Below are 13278 nucleotides of genomic sequence, written 5' to 3'. Positions count from 1 at the left end.
ATGAGCCAGTCCCCGGTCTGTGAACGGTTATTTTTTCCACAGCCCCGGTTGGGTCTGAGAATATGTCTGCGATTCCGTGAACGATGAGTTCGTTGTTTTTCTGTCTCACTGGCTGTGCCATTGCCCGTCGATACTGGAATGAGGAACACCGTTGGTTGGGAATCGAACGGCAAACGTCGTTCAGAACAGCCGCACGTTGAATGGTCTCTCAGCGACCTTCATTGCCCTGCTACGGATCAATGCCGATCGGGAACTAGCATCGCCAGCGGCGCACATAAAACCTGCGTAATAGCACCCTGCCCGGCTACTTGTACGACACCTGCTCATGCCGTGGTAGGTCATCCAGGTTGCGTATTCCGAAGAGCGATAAGAATCGCGGGGTCGTTTTATAACTGACCTCGCGCGGTGCGGCGGGGTCACGTTCGACCGCCAGCAATTCACGCCGCAAGAGTTGCCGCAGGACGGAACCGCAGCCCGGTTTTCCCAACGCTTCGACCTGTGCTTGTTTGATCGGCTGGTGATATGCGACGACAGCCAAGACTTCGAGCGCTTCTTGCGACAGTCGCACTTCTTTTGGGCCCAGCCCGTAGACCTTATGACGGATGCGTTCGAACTCGTCGCGCAGCGCCATCCGGTATCCCCCTTCTCCCAGCCGAATTTCGTAGGGACGACCTTCGGCTGCATACTGGCGATTCAGGGAATCGATTTCCCGATCGGCGAATTCGCTATCGAATTCCCCTCGGAGAATCCCGACCAGCTTCTTGGAATTGAGTGCCGGACCGCCGACGAACAGACACGCTTCGATGATCTGACGTGGGGTCAACCGAACCTCGGGAGTCGGTGTCTGTGCCTGGCTCGAATGTGCCGCTGGTGGAGGTGGGATAAACTCGGCAATCGGCTCGACGAGCGTTTCGATTGTTTGCGCAGTCGTCGAAGCAATGTCGGCCGATTCGTTCGTTGCCGTCTCGGAGTTCGCGTCGGCTGGAACTTCGGTGGCATTCGGAATGCCCGACTCGCTGTCGCGTCGGGGTTCGCGAGCCGCTTTGACCGGCATCATGGGAGGAAGTTCAAGGTCCGAGGCATCCAGCGCCGACATCGCCTTCAAATAGGCCGCTTCCAGGTCATCACTGCCCCAATCGACCATTTCTTCAGACGTATCGCCCGCATCAGGATTCAGGCCGTCGCCCAGATCCAGCATCTCTTCGTCTGGCTCATCCTGCGGATTCGAGATGTCTTCAGTTTCGGACACGAACGCGCACTCCTTCACGCGATGGCGATACGACGAGAATATCCTCCTACCAGCCAAACCGGTCAAGATCGATCGGTCTGAGCGCGATCGGGGCAATCCGCAAGCAGGCGAATTTGAATCCCGTTATTCCTTCGGTGAAGCCGGCTTCGCCGCCCGCAGCGACTCGGCGGCCGCCCTGTATCGTTTATAGAAGGGCTTGTCAGCAATTGTCGGATCGAGCCGAATCGCTTCATCGAAGTCGGCGATCGCTTTGTCGGATTCTCGTTTCTCCGTCCATGCGGCACCGCGACTACAGTACGCCATGGCATTCTTCGAATCGAGCCTGATGGCTTCATCGTATTCGGAAAGGGCCTTCTCGTTGTCTCGCTTGTTCAACGAGGCATCTCCGCGATATCGGTGAGCTTTGGAATGATTCGGATCAATCCGGATCGCATCGTCCCAGGCGACGATCGCTCCATCGTAATCCCTTTTTTGAAACGCCTTCGATCCCCGTTGGATCGCTTCCGTAAACTTCGGGTCTTGTGGCTTGCGACGCAGCGACTCGGCGGCCGCCAAATAGCGTTTGTAGGTCCGTCCATCGGCAATCCTCGGATTGAGTCGACACGCTTCTTCGAAGGCGGCAATCGCTTTGTCGGCTTCTCCTTTCTCCGTCCAGATCATTCCTTTAGATAAGTAGGGCGATCCGTTTTGGGGATCGAGCCGGATGGCTTCATCGTATTCGGACAGCGCCTTGTCGAACTCGTACTTATTCATCCAGGCATCTCCACGATATCGGTGAGCCTCGGAATGATTTGGATCAATCCGGATCGCTTCGTCCCAGGCCACAATTGCCCTATCGTAATCCTTTTTCTCGAACGCGTCAGAACCACGTTGGATGGCTTCGGCAAAAGTCGAGCTTGGTGAGATTGGCGGCGCGCCAGTGAAGCGGCCCCTGAACATGTAGAGGATGCCAATATTGGCCGCCAGAAACACCACTACCAGCGAGATGTCGATCAGTCTCTTGTTGTTCATTGGTCGAGTGCCTTGTAGGTGAGGGGGCGTGGATTGCCTGGCAGACATGGGGACAGGCTCCGCCAGAGCCGAACCGGTCCCCATGTCTGCCGAAAACGGATGTTGTCCGTCGTCATTCCTTGTTTCGTCGTCGAGGCTTGTGAGGAGCGTCAGCAGTTCCTGACGTCGCGGCTCAAGCCGAAAACGGACGCCGAATTGACTGATGGAATACATGAGCACCGGCAATGTGATCACAATGCCTCTCAGGTCGAAGAGCGACAGAGGCGTGCTTTTTCGGGGCGATTCCGATCCAAAGAAGACCATGAATGCCAGGAAGGAGATGGACGCCGGCAGGACAACCCACCAGAAAACGAGGCGCGCCCCCGAGATTTCTCGTTCCACCTGATACAAGGACTCTTTCACAAATTGAAGTAACGGTTCACCAGATTCTTTGGGCTTTTGCGAGTGATACGAGAACCGATTTCGGCACTCCCAGATGAATACAACTTCTAGTACCGTCACCCAAACAATCACCGGCACCGCCATGTACCAAGCGGCGCAAAAATAAAACCAAACAGGGAGTGAAAGAAGGACCATTCCGACGGCCAAGGATTTTGCCCGGAAGCTCTTGACTTGATAGTTTCGCTGATCGCGCTGTACTTCTTTCAACAGCAAGTCGGCATAGACCTTGACGCGTGTCCGTGACGCCTGCGCCTGCCATGCCTCCTGAAAATGGTCAGGCGCCATGTGACTCTCCTTTCATCAGTTCGCTCAGCACTTTTTTCGCTCGATTCAGCTTCACGCCGACGTTACTTTCAGAGATGCCCAACACTTCGGCCATCTCTCCATAACTCAGTTCATCGAGATACAGCAGCACCAGCGCGGCATCGGTTTGCGGTAGTTGCTGGATGGCTTTGTAGAGCTGCTCAACGGTATCTCGATGCTGACACTGTTCGGCGCTGTTCGCGTCTTCCGCCGCGAGCGCTTGCACTTCCAGCAGCGGTTGCTGCCGTAAGCGTCGGCGTCGGTCTTTTCGATGCCAGTTCATCGCAGTATGCAATGCCACTCGATAGAACCACGTCACGGCGTTTGCTTTACCTTCAAAATTCGGCAGGGAGCGCCAAGCCTGCAGCAGAATCTCTTGTGCAAGATCCTGGCACTCCTCGCTGGTGAGAGTGTATGCACGCGCCACTTTCATGACCGATGAGCCATGCTCACCCAGCCAGGTCATAAAAAGCGACTTTTGTTCTTCGTCCAGCAATGCAACGCTCCCTTTCAGTGGTATTGGTCACCCGAACACGCGTCGACTTACAAAAAACTGCACTTTCTGCAAAAAGCGTTGGGATTCTGTGCAATGTCAAAGAAACCGTTTTAACCCATTTCGAGTCCGTACGTCTTATTCCGTGAAGACACCGTTCATGGGCGGAAGGATTGACGCGATTCTCATCGAACACGACGTCGGATGCCGCGCGAAACTTTAAGTGCGGTGATGAAAGTGGCACAAAGTCTCGGCGTCTGTGTCGGGCTTGCGTGTGCGGTCATCGCGGAGGAACGAATTGTGAATGGTAAATATGCATGAGACATGAGTGATCTCAACTCGGACTGCATGCATTTTTCGCCCCACATGCATTTTTCGCGAGGTGAAGTTATGCTGGCCTCGTAACTCGCACTTTCGTGTTCTCAGATAGATCATTTCACACCTTGATTCCGGGTACGTCATGTTGATTCATCCGTCTCGACGATTCTGTGGCCACGTTGTGGGACTCAGTTTGTTGGGATTGTTCAGTACTGGCTGTGGCGGCCAGGCGGTGGGCAATCCCAAAGCGGGTGCCGGTCCAGCGTCCGTCGTGGTGGTGAATCCTGTCGAGAAGGATCTGGCCGATTTTGTCGAATTTACAGGTCGAACCGATGCGGTCGAGTCGGTCGAAATTCGGGCTCGTGTGAGCGGGTACCTGAAAGAGATTCGCTACAAGCCCGGCAAAGAAGTCGAGGCCGGTGCAGTCATGTTCGAAATCGACTCGCGTCCGTACGACGCCGAACTGCTGCGAGCCGAGGGGACGCTGGCCACTGCAGAAGCCAGTCTGAAACAGGCGTCGGCAGAACTGGCGCGTGCGGAAGACCTGCACAAGAAGCAAATCAGCACGCAATCGGATTACGACAAGGCTGTTGCCGACAAAGCGCATGCCGATGCGTCGGTTCAATCGGCACAGGCGACTGTCGTCAACGCAAAATTGAATCAGGATTTCACGAAGGTGATCGCGCCGATTGCGGGGCTCACGAATCGCGAACTGATCACCGTCGGAAATCTGGTCACTGCCGACACGACGTCCCTGACAACGATTGTGTCGCTCGATCCGATCTATGCCTACTTCGACGTCGATGAACGCACGTTGCTGGATATCCAACGACGAATTCGCGAGAAGAAAATGGACTCGGCCCGCGAGCGAGACAACGTCGAGGTTCGGATGGAACTCGCGAATGAGACGGGCTTCCCGCATGTGGGTGTCGTCGACCTGGTGGACAACCGGATCGATGCCGGTACGGGAACGATCCAGGTTCGAGGCCGGTTTCCCAATGAAGACCGATACCTGACACCGGGATTGTTCGTTCGAGTTCAGTTCCAGATGGGGCCGCCTCGCAAACGTGTGCTCATTCCCGAGAACGCGTTGATGCAGCAGCAGGGGCAGCGTTTTGTGTACGTCGTCACCACCGAGAACAAGATTGAACGCCGGAACGTGACCGCCGGACGTCACGACGAATTGCTGCGGGTCATCGAAACGGGACTGGAACCCGGCGACCAAGTTGTCGTGAAGGGTCAGCAGCGGGTCCGCCCAGGTTCGGACGTCAAGATCGCGAGCGATCCGCCGCCGAACTCCGCGGTACCGGCGGAAAAGCCGGCCGCGAAATCGCACTAAACGCACGCGGTTCTCGATGGCCCTGTTCTTGAAAATCCCGCGGAATCTCGTGTTCCGTCGGTTCTGAAATTCACCGTCGATCTCATCACCAAAGGTCCTTGAATGCTGGCCCGCTTCTTCATCGATCGACCTGTGTTCGCCATCGTGATCTCGCTCGTGATCGTCTTCGCCGGACTCGCAGCGGGCTTTACACTGCCGATTGCCCAGTATCCCGAGATCACACCTCCCACGGTCGAAGTCTCGTGCAGCTATCCCGGTGCGAACGCGCGAGTCGTGCAGGAGACGATCGCCGCGCCGATTGAACAAGAAGTCAACGGCGTCGAGAAGATGCTGTACATGTCGTCGCAATGTACCAATGATGGCGGCTACCGCCTGAGCGTTACGTTCAAGCTGGGGACGAACCTGGATATGGCCCAGGTGCTGGTCCAGAACCGCGTCGCACTGGCTCTGCCCAAGCTGCCGGACGTGGTCAAAACGACCGGTGTCAGCACAAAAAAGAAATCGCCCAGCATCTTGCTGGTGGTCAACTTGTTCTCCGAGACGGACGAATCAACGGGCCGTCCCATGTTTAACCAGTTGTTTCTGAGTAACTACGCCACGATTCAGATGCGCGACGAACTGTTGCGGATCGATGGCGTGGGCGATGTGAGTTTCCTCGGTCAGCAAGACTATAGCATGCGCGTCTGGCTGGACCCCGAAAAGATGGCGTCGCGAAATCTGACGGCAAACGACGTCGTCAACGCGCTGCGGGAGCAGAACGTCCAGGTCGCGGCCGGAACCGTAGGTCAACCGCCCGTCCCGAACGGCCTCGATTTTCAGTACACGCTGACAACCTTGGGACGGTTGACAGAGCCGACCGAGTTCGGGCAGATCATCGTGAAGACCGGCAGCACCGGGCAACCAACGCGCCTGGATGAAATCGGGCGCCTCGAACTGGGCGCCAAGAATCAAGACACCGCCTGTTCGCTCGATGGCCGCCCGTCGGTCGGGATGGCGATCTACCAATTGCCCGGCTCCAACGCGCTCGAAACTGCGAAAAAGATTCGTGCGAAGGTCGCAGATCTGGAAACGCGATTCGACAAGGGGATGCGCTCGGCCATCGTCTACGACACGACTCCCTTCATCGAAGAGTCCGTCAATGAAGTCTTCAAGGCACTGCGCGACGCTGTGATTCTGGTCGCGATCGTGGTCTTACTGTTTCTGCAGGACTGGAAGTCGATGACCCTGCCGATGATCGACGTTCCGGTCTCGTTGATCGGTACGCTCGCTGTGATGTGGCTGATGGGTTTCACGCTGAATAACTTAACGCTGTTTGGTCTGGTCCTGGCGATTGGAATTGTGGTCGACGATGCGATTGTGGTGCTGGAAGGAATCGAGCGTTGGCTGGAGCGGGGGCAAGATGCGCGTACCGCGACAATCAGTGCGATGAACGAATTGACCGGTCCGATCATTACCATCACGCTGGTTCTGAGTTCTGTCTTTCTGCCGAGTGCAATGCTGAGCGGGATCAGCGGCCAGTTCTATAGCCAGTTCGCGCTGACGATTTCGGCATCCATGATTATTTCTGCGGTGAACGCATTGACGATGACACCATCGCGGGCCGTGCAAATTTTCAAAAATCGCCGACATGGTCATGACGATCGCGAGGCGTTTCCCTGGTGGGGTTACATGACAATGCTGGGCTGGTGGGGAGCCAGTTTGCTCGAGCCTGTGATCGGCTTGAAAGGCGAAGGGGCCGCGGCGTGGGCACTGTGGCTGGCGCTCTTTGTTCCCGGTGCCATTTTGGGCTGGTTCATCACGAAACCGATGAACCGCTTTTTGGCTGGAGTCTTCAAGATCTTCAATCGCGGCTTCGATGCCATCACGCGCGTTTACGGCAGTATTGTGGCCAGCATGCTGCGTATCAGCAGTTTGGTGATGCTGGTGTATGTCGGTTTGCTGGGATTGACGTATTTCGGAATCACGCGCACACCCATCGGCTTTATCCCTTCGCAAGACAAGGGATATCTGGTGGTCAATATGCAGCTGCCCGATTCGGCATCGCTCGAACGCTCGGTCGCGGTGGTGAAGAAGGTCGAGAAGATCGCTCAGGAAACCGAGGGCGTCGCACACACCGTCGGTATCGCCGGACAGTCGATTGTCTTGAACGCGGTAGGATCGAACTTCTGCTCGATGTTCATCATTCTCGATGAGTTTCATCATCGTCGTGGTCACAGCCTCAGTGCGAATGCCATCGCCGGCCTGTTGCAAAAACGGTTCTTCACGGAAGTTCTTGATGCCCAGATTGCCGTGTTCGGTGCACCTCCGGTCGATGGACTCGGGTCCGCGGGGGGATTCAAATTGATGGTGCAAGATCGCAGCGACCAGGGGCTGGGGGCATTGCAAGAGCGAGCCGACGAGGTCGCTGCAGGGGCGACGAAACAACCTGGAATCGCCTACACGTTCAACAGCTTCCGCTCGGATACGCCTCAGCTATATATCGACATCGATCGTACGAAGTGCAAGGCGTTGGGGGTACCGCTCAGCGATGCCTTTCAAACGCTGCAGGTGTTTCTCGGGGGGTACTACGTCAACGACTTCAATCAGTTCGGAAGGACCTGGCAGGTCAACCTGCAGGCCGATTCCCCGTTCCGTTTGCGTGCCGACGATGTTCGCAACCTCAAAGTGCGAAACGTGCAAGGCAAGATGGTGCCACTGGGAACGATTTCGAGGATTGATGATGTTGGCGGTCCGATCATGATCACGCGTTACAACATGTTCCCCGCGGCACCGTTGAACGGCGCATCCCTGCCGGGTGTCAGTACGGGTGACATGATTGCCTCAATGAAACGAGTCACCGATGCCGAACTGACCGCCGGAATGACATCCGAATGGACCGAGTTGACGTACCTGCAACTGCAGGAAGGAAGTGCTGCTTTGTACGCCTTCATTGGCGCCATCATTCTCGTCTTCCTGGTCCTCGCGGCGCAGTATGAAAGCTGGTCGATGCCGATGTCGGTCTTGCTCGTGGTGCCGATGTGTTTGCTGAGCGCCGTGTTCGGTCTTTGGATGACGCACTTGGACATCAACATCTTCGTTCAGGTTGGATTCATCGTGCTCGTCGGACTGGCGGCCAAGAATGCGATCCTTATTGTCGAAACCGCGCGTGAGCGTCGGCATGCTGGAAAATCAGTTCATGAAGCGGCACTCGAAGCCGCCAAAGAACGTTTGCGACCGATCGTGATGACCTCGCTCGCGTTCATTCTCGGCGTGGCACCGCTTGTCTTTTCGCACGGAGCAGGTGCGGAAATGCGCCAGACACTCGGGATCGCCGTCTTTTCGGGTATGTGCGGCGTCACGATCTTCGGAATTCTTTTGACTCCCGTGTTCTACAAGATCATCGATCGATTTGGAAAACAACCGGCCGCGAAACAGGAGCCCTCGGTGAATGCCAGGCCAAATGCCGGAACAGAACCCGCTCCTTCGCATTGAGCGACGATAAAGGCGAGCCGGAAGCGGTCGCTTGTCGGCTCGCCGGAAATGCGTTTGCCCGGTTCCCAAGTGATCGCTTGGGAATGTTTTGTCGGCCTTCGTGTGTACGGGACGGGTTCAGGTCGCGTTCTCGCTCGACAGGAGCCCAAAATTGGAAGAGGTGTCACCAATCGGGAACTTGGTAACGAGTGGAACAAGGGAAATTCTCGACCTCACCACACACGCTCGGTGATGAAATCGACATGCCGCGATGCTTCTCGGGGCTGAGCAGGCGTGTCGTGACAAAAAAACATCCCGCGTGATCATGGTGATCGCGCGGGACGTCGTCAGTCGAATTCCATCAAGTTTGCAGCAACATACCTTCGCGGGTACGAGGATTACTTGTCGCTTGGGTTAATGATCTTGAACGCAATCGCGGCCAAAGCACCCCCAGCAAGATCACCGATCAGATAGATCCAGATGTTGCTCCAAGAGGTGAATCCCAGCATCGAGATTCCCACGGCGACGGCGGGGTTGAAGGCACCACCCGAAATGCCTCCCACGGCGAAGGCTCCCGTCAGAACGGTGAAGCCAATTGCCAAGCCATAGAACGAATTGTTCGCATTGGCTTTCGCTGTGGCCGTGTTCAAGACGACATAGGCCAGGGCGAAGGTAAACAGCCCTTCCGCGAGTAACGCCTGCGGAACGGTTTTTGAAAGGTCGATGGCGGTGATTGCCGAAAGTTTATCTGCGGGGATCAGGAAGCCTACGGTAATTGCCGCGGCAATCGCAGCGAGCACCTGAGCCACGACGTAGGGGATCGCATCGGCCAGGGAGCAGCGTCCGCGCATCGTCACCGCGAGAGTGACCGCTGGATTGAAATGCGCCCCGGAAACATGTCCTCCAGCATAGATCATGACCATCAGTGCGGAGCCAATCGCAAGCGGCGCCATCGGCTCTTTGCTGGCGACAGTGCAGCCAATTGTCAGCACCAGGAAAAACGTGCCAATGAATTCCGCGAGATACTTTCCCATTTGCGAGGTCTCCAGAAGTCGGGATGTGGGGTGGGATGTGGCACCTTCGAGTGAAAGGTGCGAATCACAGTAACCAAACCGATTTCAGAGAGAAACAGTCACTTCTTTAGATCAATCAGATTTTCACAATCAAGAGAATGCCTCTAACGGTAATTCCGTCAGAATCTGGCTTTTCGCTGAGAAAGATATTCGACGAGCGCGCGATCAAAGGGCATGCTGGTATCGAGAGCAACATAGTCGGCCCCGACACTAAGACATTCTCGTTTGTAGCGGTCTCGCAGTTCTTGGACTGCGCGGACGTAATCACCACGAATTCCCGCCGCGTCAACAATCAGACGTTCGCCTGATTCCGGATCTTCGAAATCTGATAATCCACTAAATGGAAAGTTGACTTCCGCCTCGTCCAACACGTGAAACACAATGACGTCATGACCTCGATGACGTAGTAGTCGTAATGAATCGATGACAGGTTCGGGGTCACAAAGCAAATCCGAAAACAACATAAACAATCCGCGGTGCCGAATCATGGCCGCAATGCGACGAAGGTTTCCCGCGACATCCGTCTGTCCTGCCGGCCGTGCCTTGGCCAGCAGGCCAAGCATATTGCCAAGTTGGCTGCGTTTACTACGAGCCGGTAAACAGGCTCGTAGCTTCTGATCAAATGTCATCAGCCCAACCGGGTCCTGCTGGTGGATCATCAGATAGCCCAGTGCGGCAGCCAGGCAGATGCAGTAATCGAACTTGGTCAGTTCCTGCCGGTAGGTATAGGCCATGCTCTCGGACAGATCCATCAAGAGATAGCCCGAGATATTCGTTTCCGCCTGGTATTTCTTGACGTAAAAGCGATCGGTTTTGGCGAACACCAGCCAGTCGATGTCTTTGGGGTCATCGCCCTGGGAATAGCGACGGTGTTCGCTGAATTCGACGCTGAATCCCTGAAACGGGCTGGCGTGAAGGCCCGTCAAAAAGCCTTCTACGATGAAGCGCGCACGCAGGTCCAGGCGTGCCACGTTTCGAATCACGGACGGCTTAAGATATTGCTCGGCACCCGTCATTCGAGATTCTCTTGAACGGAAAGCGTCATAAGGAATTGGATCAAACGCTGTAGGAACAAATCTGATGGAGGCGAAAAGGAGCCGATAAACTTCGGTCTTCTCTGACGTCTTCAAACGCATTCGTTGCTGGACGATAGCACTTTTTTCACTCGGCAAGAATAGAGTCCGTATCTTCCGCGACAATACGTCAGATTCGCGGTGACTCCTGATCTCCGGATGTGGCGAAAGCGACGGGATATTTTCGTGCAACTGGTTGCAAACGGCTTCACTGCCTCGATAGTATGACACGACGTCTGACGAATGACTTCCCGTCATCGTCTTCGAGGCGTCATTGTCTGCATCGGTCGCACCTCGTGAGATGGATTTCAGTTCGTGATGACACTCGAGCTCGACAGACGAATCTGCGGATGGCGGACACTTCTTCTGATTGGTTGCGTCGTGGTGATCGCGCCACTGTCGCAGAGCACCCCGGTGCAGGCGCAGGTCCTCGTTGCGGGGGAAGACGATACCCCTGGCGAGAATAAACCCGCACAGCCACCGTTTTTGTTGCCCGCACAGCCCACCGAAATTGGTGAGGCGATGGAAGATTTCCGTCGGTTTGCCGGGCGAAAGCAGTGGGAAAAAGCGTTCAAGCATTTGGAAAAAGTATTCGCCGCCACAGCCGAGGGGCTGGTCCTCACGGCGGATGGCATCATGTTGCCAAGTCGGATGATCGCCCGCGAAGCCCTGCTCGAACTGCCGACCGCAGGCCAAGACGCGTATCGGCTGTTCTTCGATGCCGAGGCGAAAAAATTGCTCGAGCAGGCGGTCGGGAAAGAAGAACTCACCAAGTTGTCGCAGATTTTCTCTCGATTTGTCGTGACGTCCGTCGGAGATTCTGCGGCTGACAAATTGGGTGACCTGCACTTCGAGGCTGGTAATCTGGAACAAGCCGTGAACGCCTGGCGGACGATCCTCGAACAACGCCCCGATTCACAGATCTCTAAAGTGCGACTCAGGACCAAAATCGGTATTGCGCTTGCCCGACAGAAGCACTGGACCGAATTTCACGAACTGCTGAAAGTCGTCGAACAACAGCATGCAACGGAAAAAGTCACCATCGGTGGCAAAGAGATTCCGGCCGTGAGCCATCTGCGTTCGCTGGCGGAACGCCGCGCCCCGCAGGGGGCCGTAGCGGCGACGAATCCATCGACGACTGAAGCGGCCCAGAATCGCTCCGCACAGAATGGAATTGCTGGTGATATCCCCCTTCCCACGGACACCGAACCGCTTTGGCAGTTCCGTTTCTTCCCGGTGTCAGATTCCAAATCCGGCGCTCCCGTAGGACTGCAGCTCCAGAATCGCTGGGGAGGACAGCAGAACGCGTCAGACTGGATTCCTCCCGTTGCCGCCGATGGATCTCGCATTTATGTGAATTTCGCAGGGTACGATCTGGGCATCGATTTGGAAAACGGCAAATTGCTCTGGCGAAGCGGTCGTATTTTCGACGTCGTCCAAAAGGCACAACAGGGAACCATCACGCCGCTTGAACAGCACGGGTTGGTGGTCGGTGGGGGACGAGTTTGGACGGTAGCACGTGAGGCCAGTCAGCAACAACAACATGGTGAGGCGGCCAAGTTCGGAATTGTCTCGCGTGAACTCGACACCGGGAAGAAAGTTTTCAACAGTCAACAATCGAATGAGTTGAAAAACTGGAGTATTCGCGGAACGCCACTGATCTCGGGCGAGCGACTCTATCTTGCCGCGAACAAGCCGAACCAAGGGCGTGATCTTGAAGTGCTTGCTTTGAACTCCAGCGACGGCAGGCTGCTGTGGTCGACTAAGATTGGTAGCTATACAAGTGAGTCCAATCCCTATTCGATGGAACGAACCTACCAGCCATCATTGCTGCTGCACGGCGGACACCTGTATGTCGATACCCATTCGGGAAGTCTCGTGCAGCTCGACGCGGTTTCTGGTCAAGTCGAATGGGGGCTGAACTACGCGTCGGAGGTGAGTCAATCGCATCGCTTCTGGTGGAATGGAAATCAGTCAGAGCCGTTTACCGTTGGACCGCCGCAAATTATCAACGGAATTCTGTACCTGAAAGGCATGCGATCGAAAAAGTTGTACGCTGTCGACCCGCAACGACCGCGCGTCCTCTGGCATCGGTCCGTGCCGCGGATTGCGGATCTCATTGGCATCGACGAAACCCGATTCTATCTTGGTGGCGAGGACATCTCGGCCTTTGATCTGACCACACGGAAAATCATCTGGTCAGTCAAAGTCAATGCGGGCAGCACTTGGGCACATCCCGTTTTGACTCAGAATCGAATCTACTTCTTTTCATCACGCGGGATCTACGAAATTAACAAGGCGGATGGCAAAGTGGTCCGGGTCTTTCGAGGGGCTGATCTCGAGTCACTGGGCGGCAATATCATTGTCACGCCGAAAGCGCTGCTGACCGTGTCGAACTTAGCCATCACCGCCTATCCCCTGAATTCTGAGTCGACAAAAGCCAAAACCGATGCGGCAAGTCATTCCACGCTTTCCCCCGCAAGTGTCGCGGTGAACAGTTTGGATCAAGACTGAGCCCCCATGGAACG

The 13278-nt window shown here is 55.6% G+C and carries 8 protein-coding genes; 3 read left to right on the top strand and 5 right to left on the bottom strand.

Annotated features, from left to right (window positions below; genetic code table 11):
* Nucleotides 1–304: 304 nt before the first annotated feature.
* The 3 genes from scpB to OSO_RS0120120 all read right to left on the bottom strand — a co-directional run bounded on the left by scpB (nt 305) and on the right by OSO_RS0120120 (nt 3500).
* A complete protein-coding gene (gene scpB, locus OSO_RS48305) occupies nt 305–1249 on the bottom strand; it encodes an SMC-Scp complex subunit ScpB (protein WP_010584965.1) in 945 nt (314 codons plus the stop codon).
* A 123-nt stretch (nt 1250–1372) separates the two neighbouring features.
* The gene (locus OSO_RS0120125; protein ID WP_010584964.1) at nt 1373–2986 is read right to left on the bottom strand and encodes a tetratricopeptide repeat protein; all 1614 of its coding nucleotides are present in this window, start codon (nt 2984–2986) and stop codon (nt 1373–1375) included.
* Nucleotides 2976–3500 (bottom strand): RNA polymerase sigma factor, encoded by a 525-nt coding sequence (locus tag OSO_RS0120120; RefSeq protein ID WP_010584963.1) that lies wholly within the window; start codon nt 3498–3500, stop codon nt 2976–2978. Before OSO_RS0120120 ends, OSO_RS0120125 begins: the two co-directional genes overlap by 11 nt.
* A gap of 457 nt (nt 3501–3957) precedes the next feature.
* Between OSO_RS0120120 and OSO_RS44345 the strand changes: the two genes are divergently transcribed.
* Together OSO_RS44345 and OSO_RS0120105 are read left to right on the top strand one after the other, a co-directional pair.
* Nucleotides 3958–5154, top strand: a complete 1197-nt coding sequence (locus tag OSO_RS44345) for an efflux RND transporter periplasmic adaptor subunit (protein ID WP_010584962.1) — start codon at nt 3958–3960, stop codon at nt 5152–5154.
* Nucleotides 5155–5256: 102 nt separating this feature from the next.
* On the top strand, nt 5257–8625 hold the full coding sequence (locus OSO_RS0120105) for an efflux RND transporter permease subunit (RefSeq protein WP_010584961.1): 3369 nt from the start codon (nt 5257–5259) through the stop codon (nt 8623–8625).
* A gap of 377 nt (nt 8626–9002) precedes the next feature.
* On the opposite strand, the gene OSO_RS0120100 is transcribed toward OSO_RS0120105, so the two are convergent.
* Nucleotides 9003–9638 (bottom strand): MIP/aquaporin family protein, encoded by a 636-nt coding sequence (locus tag OSO_RS0120100; RefSeq protein ID WP_010584960.1) that lies wholly within the window; start codon nt 9636–9638, stop codon nt 9003–9005.
* A gap of 158 nt (nt 9639–9796) precedes the next feature.
* Entirely contained in the window at nt 9797–10693 is an 897-nt protein-coding gene (locus tag OSO_RS0120095; protein ID WP_029247248.1) for a DUF58 domain-containing protein, read from the bottom strand.
* A gap of 375 nt (nt 10694–11068) precedes the next feature.
* Between OSO_RS0120095 and OSO_RS0120090 the strand changes: the two genes are divergently transcribed.
* Entirely contained in the window at nt 11069–13264 is a 2196-nt protein-coding gene (locus OSO_RS0120090; protein WP_010584958.1) for a BamB-related PQQ repeat family beta-propellar protein, read from the top strand.
* The last annotated feature ends 14 nt before the right edge of the window (nt 13265–13278 follow it).

Source organism: Schlesneria paludicola DSM 18645 (genome assembly GCF_000255655.1).
GTDB classification, from domain to species: domain Bacteria; phylum Planctomycetota; class Planctomycetia; order Planctomycetales; family Planctomycetaceae; genus Schlesneria; species Schlesneria paludicola.
The sequence above is the reverse complement of the archived record's forward strand: the minus strand, read 5'-3'. Positions and strand labels throughout refer to the sequence as shown.

Excerpts from the sequence above, each read along its gene's own strand:
- OSO_RS0120125 (WP_010584964.1), bottom strand. The coding sequence starts at position 2,986 with ATGGCGCCTGACCATTTTCAGGAGGCATGGCAGGCGCAGGCGTCACGG.
- OSO_RS44345 (WP_010584962.1), top strand. The coding sequence starts at position 3,958 with ATGTTGATTCATCCGTCTCGACGATTCTGTGGCCACGTTGTGGGACTC.
- OSO_RS0120105 (WP_010584961.1), top strand. The coding sequence starts at position 5,257 with ATGCTGGCCCGCTTCTTCATCGATCGACCTGTGTTCGCCATCGTGATC.
- OSO_RS0120100 (WP_010584960.1), bottom strand. The coding sequence starts at position 9,638 with ATGGGAAAGTATCTCGCGGAATTCATTGGCACGTTTTTCCTGGTGCTG.
- OSO_RS0120095 (WP_029247248.1), bottom strand. The coding sequence starts at position 10,693 with ATGACGGGTGCCGAGCAATATCTTAAGCCGTCCGTGATTCGAAACGTG.
- OSO_RS0120090 (WP_010584958.1), top strand. The coding sequence starts at position 11,069 with ATGACACTCGAGCTCGACAGACGAATCTGCGGATGGCGGACACTTCTT.